15 protein-coding genes are annotated in these 16,094 nt (G+C 64.8%); 3 read left to right on the top strand and 12 right to left on the bottom strand.

Annotation, left to right across the window (positions count from 1 at the left end):
* Positions 1–9 precede the first annotated feature (9 nt).
* Complete coding sequence (locus Q0R27_RS10330; RefSeq protein WP_293944235.1) at positions 10–1,389, top strand: amino acid permease; 1,380 nt, start codon at positions 10–12, stop codon at positions 1,387–1,389.
* On the opposite strand, the gene Q0R27_RS10325 is transcribed toward Q0R27_RS10330, so the two are convergent.
* The 12 genes from Q0R27_RS10325 to map form a co-directional block, all read right to left on the bottom strand.
* On the bottom strand, positions 1,386–2,423 hold the full coding sequence (locus Q0R27_RS10325) for a glycosyltransferase (RefSeq protein WP_293944105.1): 1,038 nt from the start codon (positions 2,421–2,423) through the stop codon (positions 1,386–1,388). The genes Q0R27_RS10330 and Q0R27_RS10325 overlap by 4 nt on opposite strands.
* Complete coding sequence (locus Q0R27_RS10320) at positions 2,420–3,556, bottom strand: glycosyltransferase family 4 protein (RefSeq protein WP_293944103.1); 1,137 nt, start codon at positions 3,554–3,556, stop codon at positions 2,420–2,422. Before Q0R27_RS10320 ends, Q0R27_RS10325 begins: the two co-directional genes overlap by 4 nt.
* Before the next feature lie 71 nt (positions 3,557–3,627).
* The gene (locus Q0R27_RS10315) at positions 3,628–4,593 is read right to left on the bottom strand and encodes a UDP-glucuronic acid decarboxylase family protein (RefSeq protein ID WP_293944100.1); all 966 of its coding nucleotides are present in this window, start codon (positions 4,591–4,593) and stop codon (positions 3,628–3,630) included.
* A gap of 77 nt (positions 4,594–4,670) precedes the next feature.
* Positions 4,671–5,594: a PilZ domain-containing protein gene (locus tag Q0R27_RS10310; protein ID WP_293944098.1), complete on the bottom strand. Its 924-nt coding sequence runs from the start codon at positions 5,592–5,594 to the stop codon at positions 4,671–4,673.
* A 130-nt stretch (positions 5,595–5,724) separates the two neighbouring features.
* The gene (gene glnA, locus Q0R27_RS10305) at positions 5,725–7,134 is read right to left on the bottom strand and encodes a type I glutamate--ammonia ligase (RefSeq protein WP_293944095.1); all 1,410 of its coding nucleotides are present in this window, start codon (positions 7,132–7,134) and stop codon (positions 5,725–5,727) included.
* Between the two features lie 192 nt (positions 7,135–7,326).
* Positions 7,327–7,899 (bottom strand): hypothetical protein, encoded by a 573-nt coding sequence (locus Q0R27_RS10300; protein ID WP_293944093.1) that lies wholly within the window; start codon positions 7,897–7,899, stop codon positions 7,327–7,329.
* Between the two features lie 342 nt (positions 7,900–8,241).
* Positions 8,242–9,930 (bottom strand): tetratricopeptide repeat protein, encoded by a 1,689-nt coding sequence (locus tag Q0R27_RS10295; protein WP_293944091.1) that lies wholly within the window; start codon positions 9,928–9,930, stop codon positions 8,242–8,244.
* Between the two features lie 157 nt (positions 9,931–10,087).
* Complete coding sequence (locus Q0R27_RS10290) at positions 10,088–11,386, bottom strand: amidohydrolase family protein (protein WP_293944089.1); 1,299 nt, start codon at positions 11,384–11,386, stop codon at positions 10,088–10,090.
* Positions 11,387–11,485: 99 nt separating this feature from the next.
* Positions 11,486–11,701 carry a helix-turn-helix domain-containing protein gene (locus Q0R27_RS10285; RefSeq protein ID WP_293944087.1) on the bottom strand — a complete coding sequence of 72 codons (216 nt, stop codon included), beginning with the start codon at positions 11,699–11,701 and terminating at the stop codon, positions 11,486–11,488.
* 49 nt (positions 11,702–11,750) lie between these two features.
* Entirely contained in the window at positions 11,751–12,758 is a 1,008-nt protein-coding gene (locus tag Q0R27_RS10280; RefSeq protein ID WP_293944233.1) for an LLM class flavin-dependent oxidoreductase, read from the bottom strand.
* 78 nt (positions 12,759–12,836) lie between these two features.
* Positions 12,837–13,175, bottom strand: a complete 339-nt coding sequence (locus tag Q0R27_RS10275; protein WP_293944085.1) for a P-II family nitrogen regulator — start codon at positions 13,173–13,175, stop codon at positions 12,837–12,839.
* 108 nt (positions 13,176–13,283) lie between these two features.
* Positions 13,284–14,111: a type I methionyl aminopeptidase gene (gene map / locus Q0R27_RS10270; RefSeq protein ID WP_293944083.1), complete on the bottom strand. Its 828-nt coding sequence runs from the start codon at positions 14,109–14,111 to the stop codon at positions 13,284–13,286.
* 48 nt (positions 14,112–14,159) lie between these two features.
* Between map and Q0R27_RS10265 the strand changes: the two genes are divergently transcribed.
* On the top strand, positions 14,160–14,915 hold the full coding sequence (locus tag Q0R27_RS10265; protein WP_293944231.1) for a molybdopterin-binding protein: 756 nt from the start codon (positions 14,160–14,162) through the stop codon (positions 14,913–14,915).
* Between the two features lie 147 nt (positions 14,916–15,062).
* On the top strand, positions 15,063–16,094 hold a 1,032-nt coding region (locus Q0R27_RS10260; RefSeq protein WP_293944081.1), incomplete at its 3' end, for an FAD-binding oxidoreductase.

Raw genomic sequence — 16,094 nt, 5'->3', positions numbered from 1 at the left:
CGCGAGGACATGCCCGAGCATCACCGGCTGGCGCGATCACTGTCGTGGCCGCACCTCGTCGCGCTGGGTGTCGGGGCGATCGTCGGGACGGGTATCCTCACGCTGATCGGGGTCGGCGCGGCCAAGGCCGGACCGTCGGTAATCCTATCGTTCGCCATTGCCGGGCTGATCTGCGCCTCTGCCGCGCTGGCCTATGCCGAAATGGCGACGATGATCCCGGCGTCGGGGTCGGCCTATACCTATTCCTATGTGGTGTTCGGGGAGTTGCTGGCGTGGGTCGTCGGCTGGTCGCTGATCCTGGAATATAGCCTGGTCGTCAGCGCGGTCGCGGTCGGCTGGTCGGGCTATGCCTCGGGCTTCCTGGCAAGCGTCGGCGCGGGACTGCCGGCGGCGCTGACCAACGGGCCCGAGCTTGGCGGTGTGTTCAACCTGCCCGCAGTGTTGATCATCGCCGTGGTCGCCGCGGTGCTGTCGGCCGGAACGCGGGAGAGCGCGACGCTCAACGCGGTGCTGGTGGTGATCAAGATGCTAGCCCTGGCATTGTTCATCGTCGTCGCGCTCAAATCGTTCGACGCAAGCCACTTTCACCCGTTCATGCCCAACGGGTTTTCGAGCCACATCGGGGTCGGCGTCGACGGCAAGCCGGTCGAGGTCGGCGTGATGGCTGCGGCGGCGATCATCTTCTTCGCCTTCTACGGGTTCGACGCGATCGCCACGGCAGCCGAGGAAACCAAGAACCCCGACCGCGACCTGGCGATCGGCATCGTCGGATCGATGGTCGCCTGCGTCGCTATCTACATGGCGGTCGCGGCGGCGGCGGTCGGGGCGCTGGCTTATTCGCGGTTTGCCAACAGCCCCGAACCGCTGGCGCTGATCCTGCGAGAGATCGGGCAGGGCTGGGCGGCTCGAATCCTCGGGCTGTCGGCGGTGGTCGCGCTGCCGACCGTCATCCTCGCCTTCTTCTTCGGACAGAGCCGGATCTTCTTCACCATGGCGCGCGATGGCCTGCTCCCACAAGGCCTCGCGCGGGTGTCGAAGCGGGGGACCCCGGTGCGGATCACGATCTTCACCGCGATCGTGGTGGCGATCATCGCCGCGCTGTTCCCGCTCAACGAGATCGCCGCGCTGGCCAATGCTGGCACGCTGACCGCGTTCGTCGCGGTGTGCGCGGCGATGCTGGCGATGCGCCGCCGCGAGCCCGACCGCCCGCGCAAGTTCACCACCCCGCTGCCGTGGCTGGTCGGCACGGTCGGCATCCTTGGCTGCGCCTATCTGTTCTGGAGCCTGCCGGTGCGGACGCAGACCTATTTCCTCGGCTGGAACCTGTTCGGGCTGCTGGTGTACCTGGTCTACGGCGCACCGCGGGCGGAACGGGCGCGGGCCACCTAGCGCCGGGCGAGCCGTTCTTCGACGATCCGGGCAATCTCTCGTCCGCGTTCGGTGTAGCTGTAAGCAGGCACCGCGCGTGCATGACCGCGCGCGGCAACCGCTTCGCGTTCCTGGGGATGGTCGAGCCAGTAACCGATCTTCGCGATCATCTCCGCGTCGTTCGCGAAGGTGTCGATCTCGGACGGGACGTCGAACAGCGAGCGGACCTCGGGATTGTCGACATGCAGCATGAACCCGCCGCACGCGGGGATCTCGAAGGTGCGGGTCGAGACGAGATCCTGAAACCCGGTCTTTGGATTCTCGCCCATGTGGAAGGCGAGAACGATTTTCGCATTAGCGATTTCGGCGGCATAATAATCGCCATGAACGGCGTTTCCCAACGCGGCGGCTTCGAGTGCGGTGCCCTTGGCATGGTCGAGCCAACGATGGCCGACGACCCTGATCTTGAGGCCGGGCAAGGTTTCGGCCAGCGCAATCATCAGGCGGGCCTTATACGCTCCCGCATTGCCGATGTAGAGAACGTCGACCGGCTCCCGATCGGGCGTCAACGCGACCGGGCGGTGGAGTTCGGCGTCGTAACCATGATTGATCAAGACAAATCGCTCATCCGGTAAATGCTGGGCGAGGGGATCAAAATGAAATGACTTGGTCGTCGCGACCAGATCGTAATCGGCCATGCGTTTGATTGGGACGTCGCGGTCGGGGTAATAGTTGACGACGAAAACACCCATGTCGCGGAGCTGTGCAAGCGTCGCTTGTGTCACATTACCGCCCTTGACCGTAATCATGACCTCGGCACGGTGGGTTCGGGCGGCGGCTAGGATTGCTGCTTGGTAGTCGGCGGTACGCTGACGCCGCCTGAGCCGGGCTTCAAGTCGTTGGGCGAGCGACATCGAATTCGGGAAAAAGCGTTGATCGTCGATTTCGTCGACCAGCCAGCCGGCGGCGCGAAGACCCGGCGCGATGCCCCGGGCAGTGGCACCCGGCCAGAATTCGCTGGCGAGGATTGCGCGTACTGGCCCGCCGTCCGTCATTGCGATAGTCGTTTCGTCGCGACCAATGCCGCGCGAAGCCCTTCTAGGTCTTCCCCATATCCCCAGCCGGCAACGATCCTGCGGCTTTCCGCGCCCATCTCGCTCGTCCGACCGGGATGCTGGACGAGATCACGAAGGACAGTGGTTAATTGCGCGATGTTGCCCGCGTCGAACAACCGCCCGTTGACCCCTTCGTGAACCAGGTCGGGTACCGCGCCGACTTCGCGCGACGTGACGATGGCGAGGCCCGCGCACATCGCTTCGTTGATGATCAAACCCCACGGCTCATTCTCGGCAGGCAGGATGAAGATGTCGCTTGCGCCCAGCACCGCGGGCAGCTCGGTCTGGTTGAGGAAACCGGCGAACAGCGGCGGCGGACCGGGGAAGTTGGCGGCAGCGGCGTTGCGAAGTTCTCCCTCCATCTCTCCGGTGCCGACAAACAGCAGGTCAAAATCGAGCCCTTCACGGCGCAGGCTTCGCGCCGCTTCAAGCAAGTCGTCGGGATGCTTCCGGCGGGTCAGTTTCGAAGCATAGACAAGAAGCGGGATCCCGTCGCGCGCGCCAAGCTCGCGTCGCTTCGCCGAGCGCTGGGACGACGAAAGGGACGAGTTTGCGATCATCCGCTCATTATCGACCGCATAAGGCACGTCGAAGACCTTTGAGCCCGGAACGCCCATCGCCCGATAGAATAAGTGGTTGCGGGTGCCGATAGCGAGGAAGCCATCCAGCAACTTGTAATAGCCACCCATCAAGAGGCGGCGAGCGATGCGCTTCGCCTTTCCACGCGGCAGCAGAAGATGCGTCTCGGAGCGGTAGAAGACCGGAATTCCGATACTCTTGGCGGCGAGCACTGCAATATGCACGGCAAGCTGGACGTGGCCCTGAACGACGAGCGCATCGAGCCGGGCCTCGCGCACGATCTTCCATACTTGCGGGGCGGGCATTGCCGTGAGCCCGGTGCTGACCTCGCGGGTTTTATAGCCATCGACGAAGATCGGGTCAGTGCCTTCGAGCAGGTCGATGTCCCAAACGACTTTGACCCCGAACTGCTTGTCGACTGCCCCGCGCAGGCTGAAATCGGTCAGGTAAATCGGCACCGCCTCGATGTCGGCCGAGCGATTAATCAGGCGCATCAGGGGCGCGGCGTATTGGATGGGGTGCGTGTACAGAAAGCCGACGCGCACTCGGCGTCCGGAGGCGTGCGTCATGGGGCGCCGAAGCCGCGCTCGCGAAAATAGGCGATGGTGTGGTCGAGGCCGTCGGCAAGCGCGACGGTCGGTTCCCAGCCAAGCAGTGAGCGCGCCTTGCTGATGTCGGGCTGGCGCTGGCGGGGGTCGTCGGATGGCAGCGGTTCGAACTTGATCTCGGATTTGCTGCCGGTCTTTGCGAGCACCTGCTCGGCGAGCTGACGCATGCTGAACTCGACTGGATTGCCGAGGTTGATCGGGCCAGTGATCTCGCCTGACGAATCCATCAAACGCACGAACCCCTCGATCAGGTCGGAGACGAAGCAGAAGCTGCGCGACTGTTCGCCGTCGCCGTAAAGCGTGATCGGCACACCGGTCAGCGCCTGGACGATAAAGTTCGAGACCACCCGGCCGTCGGCATGGTGCATGCGCGGGCCGTAGGTGTTGAAGATCCGGGCGACCTTGATTTCGAGCCCGCACTGGCGGTGATAGTCGAAGAACAGCGTCTCGGCGCAACGCTTGCCTTCATCGTAGCAGCTGCGCAGGCCGATCGGGTTGACGTGGCCCCAATATTCCTCGGTCTGCGGGTGGACGACAGGGTCACCATAGACCTCGCTGGTTGACGCCTGGAAGATGCGGATGCCGAGCCGCTTGGCGAGCCCCAGCATGTTGATCGCGCCGTGAACCGAGGTCTTGGTCGTCTGTACGGGGTCGTGCTGATAGTGGATTGGGGAGGCAGGGCACGCGAGATTGAATATCTCGTCGACCTCGATGAACAAGGGGAAGGTCACGTCGTGGCGGAGCAGCTCGAACTTCGGGTTCGGGAGGAGATGCGTGATATTGGCCTTGTCGCCGGTAAAGAAATTGTCGAGGCAGATGACCTCATGGCCATCGGCGAGGAGGCGGTCACACAGGTGTGAGCCCAGGAAACCGGCGCCACCGGTCACCAATATGCGTTTGCTGCTGCCATAAAGCCGCGCCATGCAGTTCAATCCGTCCCTGTCGCCGAAGTGACCGGCGATAGCCGATCATACGGTCAACGCAAGGCGCGGTGAACGGTTCAGTGCTTGAGGTAGCCCTCGAGCGAGTTCTTCAGTTCTTCGACGGTGAGGCGGCCCCAGCCGGCGGACCAGGGGGAGTCATCGCTTTTGTCCTGGCGGAGGTATTGCGGGCTCGACCAGCGCTGGGGGGTGAGGCCGGGGCGGGCCTTGGCGAGGTCGGCGATGTTGAAGGTCTGGGCGAATTCGAGCCCGACCTGGTCGCCGTGCGCCCAGCTGACCGTGGCGAACAGGCTGCCCGCTTCGCCAAGGTCGAGGAACAGCTCGGCTCCGGCGGGGAAGGCGAGCGGGCTTTCGATCATAGCGCCGTGGGGCGAGACGTTGCGCAGTCGGACGGGATATGAATCATGCTGGAACAGCACGGTGCCCGACCAGATCATCGGGTGACGCGGTGAGCCGCGGCGTGCGGCGTCGGCGTCGGATGGCACGGCCGCCGGCTCGACCGCGCCAGTTGACGCGATTGTCGTCGGAGCAAGGTCGGGGAAGGAGCGGCGGATAACGTCGAGCAGCATGGCGTCGCGTTCGCGCGGATCGCCGTGGATCTGGGTTTCGTGGGCGAATTCGAGGCCGAAGCGGTCGTCGCGGATCCAGCGGACGGCGCATTCGACCGTGCCATGTTCGCCAAGGTTGAGCTGGACCGGTTCCCACAACTGCGGTGCAAAGTCGCCGCGGACCATCGCCCCGCCGCCCGACAGGTTGATCAGATCGACCGGCAGGAGTGTGCCGCGGAAGAGGACGACGGCGGTCTCGGTGGTGAGGCGGTGGCGGTCGTCGCCGCGATGGTCGGCGGAGCGCGACACCTCGCGTGTGACCGCGATGCTGTCGAGCCCGTCGCCGGCCGTGCTGCGGCGTTTCTTGCCGGTCACCAGCGGCTGCTCGGGTTCGCGGCCCTTGCCTAACAGCAGCGCCGCGCGGAAATTGTTCATCGAAACGACCTCGCACCCCATGATGAGTAGCTTTTAGGGGGCGAGGGTTACGAAAAGGTGATCAAGCCGCCATCTGGCGCGATCGAGGGCCATCCTCCTCCCCGGCGATCACCGGGGAGGAGGAGCGCGATCAGCTCGAGTAATACATGTCGAATTCGACCGGGCTGGGGGCGGTTTCCCAGCGGATGACCTCTTCCCACTTGAGCTCAATGTAGGCGTCGATCTGGTCCTCGGTGAACACGTCGCCCTTGAGCAGGTAATCGCGGTCGGCGACGAGGCTGGTCAGCGCCTCGCGCAAGGACCCGCACACGGTCGGAACCGCGACCAGCTCGGCCGGCGGCAGGTCGTAGAGGTTCTTGTCCATCGCCTCGCCCGGATGGATGCGGCTCTGGATGCCGTCGAGCCCGGCCATCAGGATCGCGGCATAGGCGAGGTAGGGGTTGGCCATCGCATCGGGGAAACGGAACTCGACCCGCTTGGCCTTGTCGCCGGTGCCATATGGAATGCGGCACGACGCCGAGCGGTTGCGCGACGAGTAAGCCAGCAGAACGGGCGCCTCGAACCCAGGGACCAGCCGCTTGTAACTGTTGGTCGTCGGGTTGGTGAAGGCGTTGAGCGAGCGGGCATGCTTGATCACGCCGCCGATGAAGTAGAGCGCGGTCTCCGACAGGCCGGCATAGCCGTTGCCAGCGAACAGCGGCTTGCCGCCCTCCCACAGCGAGAAGTGGGTGTGCATTCCCGAACCGTTATCCTGGGCGATCGGCTTGGGCATGAACGTCGCGGTCTTGCCATAGGCGTGGGCGACCATGTGGACGACATATTTGTAGACCTGCATGCGGTCGGCGGTCTCGACCAGCGTGCCGTAGGTCAGCCCGAGTTCGTGCTGCGACGCGGCGACCTCGTGGTGATGCTTGTCGCACGGCAGCCCCATTTCGAGCATGGTCGAGACCATCTCGGAGCGGATGTCGACCGCGCTGTCGACCGGCGCGACGGGGAAGTATCCGCCCTTGGCGCGCGGGCGGTGACCAAGGTTGCCGCCCTCATAGTCGCGGCTGGTGTTGGTCGGCAGCTCGATGTCGTCGATCTTGAACGAGCTCTCGTTGTAGGTGTTGGCGAACTTGACGTCGTCGAACATGAAGAACTCGGCTTCGGGGCCGACGTAGACGGTGTCGGCGATGCCGGTCTGCTTGAGATAGGCCTCGGCGCGGGTCGCGGTCGAGCGCGGGTCGCGGGTATAGAGCTCGCCGGTGCCGGGCTCGACGACGTTGCAGACGAGGATCAGCATCGGCGTCGCGCTGAACGGATCGATGTAGGTCGCGCCGAGATCGGGCATGAGGATCATGTCGCTCTCGTTGATCGCCTTCCACCCGGCGATCGACGAGCCGTCGAACATGAAACCGTCGTTGAGCATATCCTCGTCGATCACGCCCGCAACCATCGACAGGTGCTGCCACTTGCCCTTGGGGTCGGTGAAGCGGAGGTCGACCCACTCGATCTCGTTTTCCTCGATGAGCTTCAGTACCTTGCCTGCTTCGGACATGTCGGACGCCTCTATGTTGACTTGATTCGCCGCCCCGCGCGGCATCACGACGCCTTGCCGCTTGTTGCACTGCGGAATCCAGCGCGGAGCGGGTTGGGGGTGAATATTTCACCGCTGATTTTGAGGGAGGAAAGCGCGATCTGCGCGCCGGGCGTGGGGCCCGATGAGCGTCCAACATGGACAAGATGGACACTAGCTCCCCCTTGCGCGGGCCTTGGTTGTGCGCGCAGTGGTTGCGCGGCGCTGGCGGCGGTTGGGCTGGTTGGTCAGCATAAATTCGACGTCTTCCCATTCGGCGGCCTGCGCATCGATCCGGCGGATGTGGTAGATCGTTGCGCCGACATCGTCTTCGCGCAGGTCATCAGTCAGCTCGCGGGGGCGGGCAAAATTGGCGGGATCGCGGGCGCGCAGCAGGAACTGGGTCAGCCGCTCGTCATAATAGCGTCGCTCGCCGACCTGCTTGCCCTGATAGAAAATCGGCCGCGCGACGCCGTTGATGGCGCGCGACAAGGCGGCGCCGTAAAGCCGCTGGATCGCCATATCGAGCGCGGCGTCCCACGCGAGCCGGAAGCGCGCGGCATGGATGCGGTTGCGCAGCGCGTAGGCGGCGCTGCGGCTGACCCCGACCGAGCGGCAGGCTTCGTCGACGCAGCCGCTTTCGGCGAGCGCGTCGAGAAATTCGACCTGGCGCAGAGGAGTGAAGCCGTCGTGGCGCTGGCGAAGCTCGATCGGCTCGAACGGTGGTTCTAAATGTTCGTCTTCCATGAACCGCATTGGATCATGAAGTGGCTGGTGTAGGAAAGTGTTTTTTGGATTTATCGTGCGGCGGCGGGGAGCATGTGGTGCGGTGCCAAGGCTTGGGACCGCAAGTCGGGGCTGATCGACGGGCTCCACCGCGTCATTTCAAAAGGGGACTGATTACCCAGGTCGCAGAACCAGAAGCTGCCAGTCGTAGTGAACACTGTCCTGCACACCCGAGTCTGAGCGTAAGCTGAAATTCCAGCGTCAGTTAACAGGACAAACTCCTACTTAGCTTAGATTGCGTGAAATCAGATTTCCGCCCTCCACCACTGACGGACACCCTCGCTTGCCGCGGAATGAGGCTTTCTAGAATGCCGAGGCCATGAGCGGCACATCGGCGCTGCGCCAGGCCTGTTCGAACTGCTTCTTCACGGCGGCGGCATCGTCATCCTTTTTCTGAGCCGTGAGTGCCTGGCTGAGGCCAAGATAGGCCCAGCCATTGTTCGGATGCTGCTTCAAATCTTCGCGATAGACGGCTTCGGCTTTCGCCGGCTCACCGGCCGCCAATAACTCCGCACCGAGCAGGTGGCGGGTTGCGAAGATCATGTCGCTGGGCTCATTATAGGCGAGCTTGTCCTCGGCCGCGACCGCGTCGGTCAGCAGCCGGATCGCTTCGTCGCGCTTGCCTTCGGCGGTCGCGAGGCGCGCCTGGGCCTTGATCTGGCCGATTTCGTAGAGCGGCTTCGCCCCGTTATTGCCCTGGAACGCCTCGGCCGAAACGGCGGCGATCAGCTGGTCGGTCTTGGCCAGTTCGATCCTGGCCTCGTCGAGCTTGCCGGTTGCCGCGAGGGCAATCGCGCGCGATTGGTGGAAGCTGATCGTGGCGCCGGGCAGCTTCGGGTTCGGCGCCGGCTCGTTCAGCATGTCGCCCCACATGCCGAACTTGGTGTAGCCATCGTAGATGAAGCTCGCGGTCCAATCGAGGCCGGGCATTTCAAGCAGCATCTGGTCGGAGCTATGCGTTCGCGCATCCCTCAGGGCCGCGATCGCCTCCGCGCGCCGTCCCTCCATCGCCGCCGCGCTCCCAAGGAACTGGAAGTTGTGAATGAGGTACATCGGATAATAATCGGGCGCGGCGGTGGCCTTGAGATAGGCCAGATCGGCGGCCGCGCCCTTGCGGTTGGCTTCGGCGGCTTCCTCGTACCGGCCGACGCGTTGCATGATGTGCGCCGGCATATGTTCGAGGTGGCCCGCCGCCGGCATCATTCCGGTCAGGACTTCGGCCGAGGCGAGCGCCTGCTCGGGGTGGGGCGAGGCTTCGATTGCATGGATGTAATAATGATTGGCGCCCGGATGTTTGGGATCGCGCTTGAGGACGGACTGGAGCGCGTCGAGCACCTGCTGCGTACCCGGATTCTGCGTCCCGTCGGCGTTCCACAGCTTCCACGGGTTCGTGTTCATGAGGCCCTCGGCGTACATCGTCTGCACGTCGAGATCGTTCGGATATTTCGCGGCGACGGCGCGCATGGCGGTCACATAGGCTTGCAACAAAGGCTTGCTGTTGGAGGGATCGACTTCGCCGCTGCCGCGATAGCGCGTTGCGACGGCGGCGATCAGCGCGCGTTCGATCGGGGTCGCGCGGCGGGCATTCGCTTGCGCCCGGCGCACCGCCTGCCAGCCCACGCGACCGCGCGGCGAGCTCATCATCGGCATATTATAATTGACCCCGAGCGAAAGCGCGACGCCCCAGTAGCAGCTCGCGCAGGTGGGGTCGGTCATCGCGGCCTTCGCAAACGACCGCGTCGCCTCGTCGTGGTTGAACGCCCACGACAAGCGCATCCCCTGATCGAAGTATTTCTGCGCCAGGGAAGAGCGAGTCGTGATCTTGCGGTGATAGGTGCCGAGCCCGTCGAACAATTGTGCGCCGTGCGCCCAACCCGCGAGCGTCTCCGGTTTCGCTGCCGGCGCGTGGTTGTGCGGCGCCTGTGCCCAAAGGGGGGCGGCCGGAAGAAAGGCAACGACCGAGATTAAAGATGGCAGGACAGCTTTGCGCATGTGGCACCCCCTACGGACCTGCTCGAATTTACGCTCATCGAGAAGTTAGTCAAAGGTCGGCTCCACGCCGGCCCGACGGCCGGTACTTCTAGCGAGTCACCATCTGCGAACGTTCGCCTTCCATCATCGTTGGAACTGGCATTTGTGGGTTCACGACCTAGTTCGCGTTCATCGCGATCGGCCTGCCCATGACCATCACATAGCCGACGTGGGTGACCGCCGCCGGGTCGCTCAGCGGGTCGCCGTCGACCGCGATCAGGTCGGCCGATTTGCCCGGATCGAGCGTGCCGGTTTCGGCGGAAAGCCCCATGAGGTCGGGCCCGCCTTTGGTCGCGGCGATCAGCGCGTCGCGCGGGGTCATCCCGCCCTTCGACACCATCAGGCCGAGTTCTTCGCCGGCGCGGGCATGCGGTGCGACCGCCGAATCCGTGCCGAGCGCGATCTTGACCCCGCCGCGATAGGCCAGGTTCAAGCCATTGCCCCACCGCGCCAGGATGATCCGCGCCTTGCTTTCCATTTCCGGGGTCAGCTTGCCTGTGCCGAGCAGGCCATTGACCCCGCTGAACGCCATCAGCGTTGCCGAGTAATAGGTGCCATGGGCCTTCATCGCCTTGACCCCGGCCTCGTCGATCAGCGTGCCATGCTCGATCGAATCGACCCCGGCGTTGGTCGCCGCCTCGATCCCGCGCGCGCCATGAGCATGGGCGGCGACCTTGAGGTGGAGCGAGTGCGCCATGTCGACGATCCCCTTCATCTCGTCGTTGGTGAAGTGCTGCTCGAGCCCCATCGCGCCGGGATCGAGCACCCCGCCGGTGGCCATGATCTTGATCACGTCGACTCCGGCCGAAGCGAGCTTGCGAACCACTTCCTGGCACTGCTGCACACCGGTGCAGACCGAGCGGTTGAGGTGAGCGGTGTCGATCGCCGCCGCCAGTTCGGGCGGCAGGCCGGTGGCCGGGTCGCCATGCCCGCCGATCATCGACAGTCCCGCGCCCGACACCCTGATCCGCGGCCCCGCAAAGCGCCCCTCGGCAACCGCGTCGCGCAGCGCGATCACCGCCGACGTGTCGCCGCCAAGGTCCTGAACGGTGGTGAACCCGGCCCGCGCCATTTCCAGCGCGTGGGTCAGGCCCATCGTGGTGGCATAAGGTGCCGAATATTTGCGCGTGAATCCGATGTACCAGGGCTCGCCGGAATTCATCGTCAGGTGAACATGGACGTCGGTCATTCCCGGCATGACGGTGCGGCCGCGCTGGTCGACGACGGTCGCTCCGGCGGGAGCGGTCGCGCCGGGCTGGATCGCGATGATGCGACCGTCGGTGACGATCACCGTCGAGGGGCCGAGCGCGGGCTTGGCCGCGTCGACGATCAACCGGCCGGCCTGGATCGCATAGGTTTCGGCATTGGCGGTCCCGGCGGCAAGCAGAGCGACGGCGGTGATGATCAGATTGCGCAAAGTGAAGTCTCCCCCTGTTGGCAGCTAGTGTAGCGGCTTGCCAATCAGCTTCAAGTCACCAGTCTTGTCGGTGCGAGTGGGAGATTGCGAGTCTACCGCCTAATAGGCGCGGCGCTGGGCGGCGACGAGCATGCGCAGGAGCATGGCGATCGGGCGGGGGACGCCGACCTTGCCCTCGAGCCACAGGCTGACCGCCGAGCGGCTGACGCCGATCGCGGCGGCGAGTTCGGCCTGAGTCTTGTAGCCGAGTTTGGTCATCGAGTTCTTGAGCTCGTCGGGGGGCATCGAGGCGAGGGGGTTTTCTTCCGTCAACAATGCACTGCTCCCGATCATGCCGCAGTGCAGCATAAATCGAAGCTCATGCCTAGACGGTAGCGTGGTTTTTCGCCAGTAAATTGGCCGCCAGTATCTCGTAGGAACGCAGTCGCGCGGTGTGATCGTAGATTTGCGCGGTGACCATCAATTCATCGGCGCCGGTGCGGGCAATGAAGGCCTCGGTGGCGGCGCGAACGGTCGCCGGAGAGCCGATCGCCGAACAGCTCAACCGCTCGTCGAGCGAGGCGCGCCATTCGAGCGGGAGGGTCTCGGCATAGCCGCGCAGGGGCGGCCTGAGCTGGCCCGGCTGGCCGGTGCGCAGCGCGACGAACGCCTGTTCGAGCGAGGTGGCGAGGAGGCGGGCCTCGTCGTCGGTGTCTGCTGCGAAGACGTTGAAGCCGAGCATCACATAAGGTGCGTCAAGCCATTGCGACGGCTGGAAATCGCGGCGGTAGATGCGCAGCGCCTCGTCGAGCTGCTCGGGCGCGAAGTGCGAAGCGAAGGCGTAGGGCAGGCCAAGATGCGCTGCGAGGCTCGCGCCGAACAGGCTGGAGCCGAGGATCCAGACGGGGACTTCGAGGCCTTCGCCGGGGATCGCGCGGACGCGGGCGGGCGGGTCGGATGGGGGCTCGAAGTAGCGGATCAGCTCGACGACATCGCGCGGGAACTGGTTGACGTCGGCGGCGATGTTGCGGCGCATGGCGTAGGCGGCGGCCTGATCGGTCCCGGGCGCGCGGCCAAGCCCGAGGTCGATCCGGCCGGGGTAGAGCGCGGCGAGCGTTCCGAACTGCTCGGCGACCTGTAGCGGGGAGTGGTTGGGGAGCATGATCCCGCCGGCGCCGATGCGGATGGTGGTGGTGCCCTCGGCGACAAAGCCGAGCGCGACGGCGGTCGCGGCGCTGGCGATGCCGGGCATCGAGTGGTGCTCGGCCATCCAGAAGCGGTGGTAGCCAAGCCGCTCCGCATGGCGCGCAAGGTCGCGGGCGTTGCGCAGTGCGGTGCCGGCGTCGCTACCCTGGGTGATCGGCGCGAGGTCGAGGACGGAGAGGCGGGACATGCCGAGGTATGTGGGGGCGGGGGAGGAGATTAGCCAGCGTGGCTTATCCACCCCCGCTCGCCTTGAGCGAGTCGCGCGTTAGATCGCGTCGCTACCGCGGTCGCCGGTTCGGATGCGGACGGCTTGCTCGACGGCGGTGACGAAAATCTTGCCGTCGCCAATACGGCCGGTCTTGGCCGAGGTCTCGATCGCTTCGATGACGCGGTCGACGAGGCCGTCCTCCACAACCACTTCGACCTTCACCTTGGGCAGGAAATCGACGACATATTCGGCGCCGCGATAGAGTTCGGTGTGACCCTTCTGGCGGCCGAAACCCTTCACCTCGGAGACGGTGATGCCCGACACGCCAACTTCGTGGAGCGCGTCCTTCACGTCGTCGAGCTTGAATGGTTTGATGATGGCTTCGATTTTCTTCACGCGTGGCCCCCGCTCTGGTCGCTATCAGGCCCTGTTGTAGCTTTGCGCCGCGCAACCGCAAAGAATTTGTGTGCACTGCACAATAGGGCGAAAATCGTTGTTTTTCCGTCAGTAAGGCGGTCGGTCGAAGCCCACCGGGCTGGTGGTGAAGATTTCGCAACCGGTTTCGGTGATGCCGATCGAATGTTCGAACTGCGCCGACAGCGATCGGTCGCGGGTCACCGCGGTCCAGCCGTCGTCGAGCAATTTGCAGTCGGACTTGCCGGCGTTGATCATCGGTTCGACGGTGAAAATCATGCCGGGACGAAGTTCGGGACCGGTGCCGGGGCGGCCGGCGTGGATCACTTCGGGCGTGTCGTGGAACAGCCGGCCGACGCCATGCCCGCAGAAATCGCGGACGACGCCGTAGCGCTGCTTTTCGGCATGGACCTGGATGGCGTTGGCGATATCGCCGAGGCGGTTGCCGGGCCGCGCCTGATCGAGCCCGAGCATGAGGCACTCGTAGGTCACATCGACCAGCTTGCGTGCTTTGAGCGGCACGTCGCCGACGAGGAACATGCGGCTGGTGTCGCCGTGCCAGCCGTCGAGCATCGGGGTCACGTCGATGTTGACGATGTCGCCGTTCTTGAGCGCCTTGTCGCCGGGAATGCCGTGGCACACGACATGGTTGATCGAGGTGCAACAGCTTTTGGTGAAGCCGCGATAGCCGAGCGTGGCGGGGACGCCGCCAGCGGCAACCGTCATGCGGTGGACGATATCGTCGATCTCGCCGGTGGTGACGCCGGGGACGACGTGGGGGATGAGCGCGTCGAGGATGGTCGCGGCGAGCTGGCCGGCGGCGCGCATCGCGGCGAACGCTTCGGGGCCGTGGAGCTTGATCACGCCCGAACGGGATTCGGCGCGATCATCGACGGCGACGCTGACATATTCGGTCATCACCACTAGATAGGGTCCGGGCAGCGCAAAGTCGAGGTGAGCATGACGGTGAATGGACGAACCTGGACCGCGGCGCTGGTCGTCATCGGCGACGAGATATTGTCGGGCCGGACGCAGGACCGCAACATCGCGCAGGTCGCCAGCTGGCTCAACGTGCAGGGTATCCGGCTGCGCGAGGTCCGCGTGGTGGCCGACGTGCCGCCCGCGATCGGCGACGCGGTGACGGCGATGATGGCGGCGCATGACTATGTCTTCACGACCGGCGGGATCGGGCCGACGCACGACGACATCACGGTCGATTCGATCGCCGCGGCGATGGGGGTGCCGGTGGTGATCCATCCCGAGGCGCGGGCGATCCTCGAGCGATATTACGAGACGCGCGGGGGAATTACCGACGCGCGGCTGCGGATGGCGCGGGTGCCGCAAGGGGCGGAGCTGATCGACAACCGCATGTCGGGCGCGCCGGGCATCCGGCTGGGCAAGCTGTTCATCCTGGCAGGAGTGCCGCACATCACGGCGGGGATGCTCGACGCGCTGACCGGGACGCTCGAGGGCGGGCGGCCGCTGGTATCGGTGACGCTCGGCGGGTTCGTGCCCGAGAGCGAGGTCGCCGACCTGCTCGGCGCGACCGAAAAGGCGCACGAAGGCGTGTCGATCGGGAGCTATCCGTTCTTCAAGGATGGCCGCGTCGGCGCGAATTTCGTCGTGCGGTCGGAAGATGAGGCGCTGGCCGAGAACTGCGCTGCGAAATTAGCGGAAGGCCTTGCCGCCGTGGGGTATGAGACGGTCAGCGGAGGGATCTGACAAGGCTGGGACGCTCGGTGTCCGATGCCCTCGATTTGTGTGGGATTGCATCCAATTTTTCTATGGCTTCGGCCACTGCGCTTACGATAGGAACGGGGTTTGGCCCTGCGGCATTTCCGCGGCGACCGACTGGTAGAAGGGCGGACCATGAAATCATCGGCGCGGGTGGTCGTGATCGGCGGCGGCGTGGTCGGAATCAGCACGCTCTACCACCTCGCCCGGATGGGCTGGTCGGATGCAGTGCTGATCGAGCGCAAGGAGTTGACGTCGGGGTCGACGTGGCACGCGGCGGGGCTGCTGCCGCTGTTCAACCTGAGCTATGCGGTTGGCCAGCTTCATAAATATTCGGTCGGCTTTTATCCCACGCTCGAGGCCGAGACCGAGCTCAACGTCGGCTTTTCGAACGTGTCGAACATCCGCCTTGCCCGCACCCCCGACCGGATGGACGAATTTCATTATTATGCCGGGGTCGCGAAGACGATCGGGGTCGAGGTCAATTTCCTGACCACGGGTGAGCTCGCCGAGATCTGGCCACTGTGCAACACCGACGGGATCCTCGGCGCGATTCAGCATCCAGCCGACGGCTATATCCAGCCCGCCGACCTGAGCCAGGCGCTGGCAAAGGGGGCGCGCAAGCGCGGCGCCGAGATTTATCGCAACACCGCGGTGACCGCGATCAGCCGCAAGCCGAACGGCGAATGGCTGGTGACCACCGACATGGGCGAGATTAGTTGCGAGCATGTCGTGTCGGCGACGGGTAACTTCGCCCGCCAGACTGGCGCGATGATCGGGCTCGACGTGCCAGTGATCCCGGTCGAGCATCAGTATATCGTCACCGAACAGCATCCCGCGATCATGGAGCGGCGGGCCAAGGGGCTGCCCGAGATGGGGGTCCTGCGCGAGTCGGATTCGAGCTGGTACATGCGCGAGGAAGCCGGCGGGCTGCTGCTCGGGCCATACGAGTTGGGCGCGCCGGCCTGCTATGTCGACGGGCCGTCGGCCAACAGCGAGTATGAACTCTTCCCCGACGCGCTGGAACGGCTCGAGCCCTATATCATGACCGCGATCGAGCGGGTCCCGGCGTTCGGTGAAGTCGGGATCAAGCGCGTCTATAACGGCGCGATCGCCTACACCCCCGACGGCAGCCCGATCGTCGGCCCGGCGTGGGGCCACAAGAAT

This window comes from Sphingomonas sp. (assembly GCF_025362505.1).
Classification (GTDB): domain Bacteria; phylum Pseudomonadota; class Alphaproteobacteria; order Sphingomonadales; family Sphingomonadaceae; genus Sphingomicrobium.
Note: the sequence above shows the minus strand (reverse complement) of the source record. Positions and strands in the feature narration are given on the sequence as shown.

Coding starts and splice junctions, on each gene's coding strand:
- Q0R27_RS10330 (WP_293944235.1), top strand. CDS start 10: ATGCCCGAGCATCACCGGCTGGCGCGATCACTGTCGTGGCCGCACCTC.
- Q0R27_RS10325 (WP_293944105.1), bottom strand. CDS start 2,423: ATGACGGACGGCGGGCCAGTACGCGCAATCCTCGCCAGCGAATTCTGG.
- Q0R27_RS10320 (WP_293944103.1), bottom strand. CDS start 3,556: ATGCGCCTGATTAATCGCTCGGCCGACATCGAGGCGGTGCCGATTTAC.
- Q0R27_RS10315 (WP_293944100.1), bottom strand. CDS start 4,593: ATGGCGCGGCTTTATGGCAGCAGCAAACGCATATTGGTGACCGGTGGC.
- Q0R27_RS10310 (WP_293944098.1), bottom strand. CDS start 5,594: ATGAACAATTTCCGCGCGGCGCTGCTGTTAGGCAAGGGCCGCGAACCC.
- glnA (WP_293944095.1), bottom strand. CDS start 7,134: ATGTCCGAAGCAGGCAAGGTACTGAAGCTCATCGAGGAAAACGAGATC.
- Q0R27_RS10300 (WP_293944093.1), bottom strand. CDS start 7,899: ATGGAAGACGAACATTTAGAACCACCGTTCGAGCCGATCGAGCTTCGC.
- Q0R27_RS10295 (WP_293944091.1), bottom strand. CDS start 9,930: ATGCGCAAAGCTGTCCTGCCATCTTTAATCTCGGTCGTTGCCTTTCTT.
- Q0R27_RS10280 (WP_293944233.1), bottom strand. CDS start 12,758: ATGTCCCGCCTCTCCGTCCTCGACCTCGCGCCGATCACCCAGGGTAGC.
- map (WP_293944083.1), bottom strand. CDS start 14,111: ATGACCGAATATGTCAGCGTCGCCGTCGATGATCGCGCCGAATCCCGT.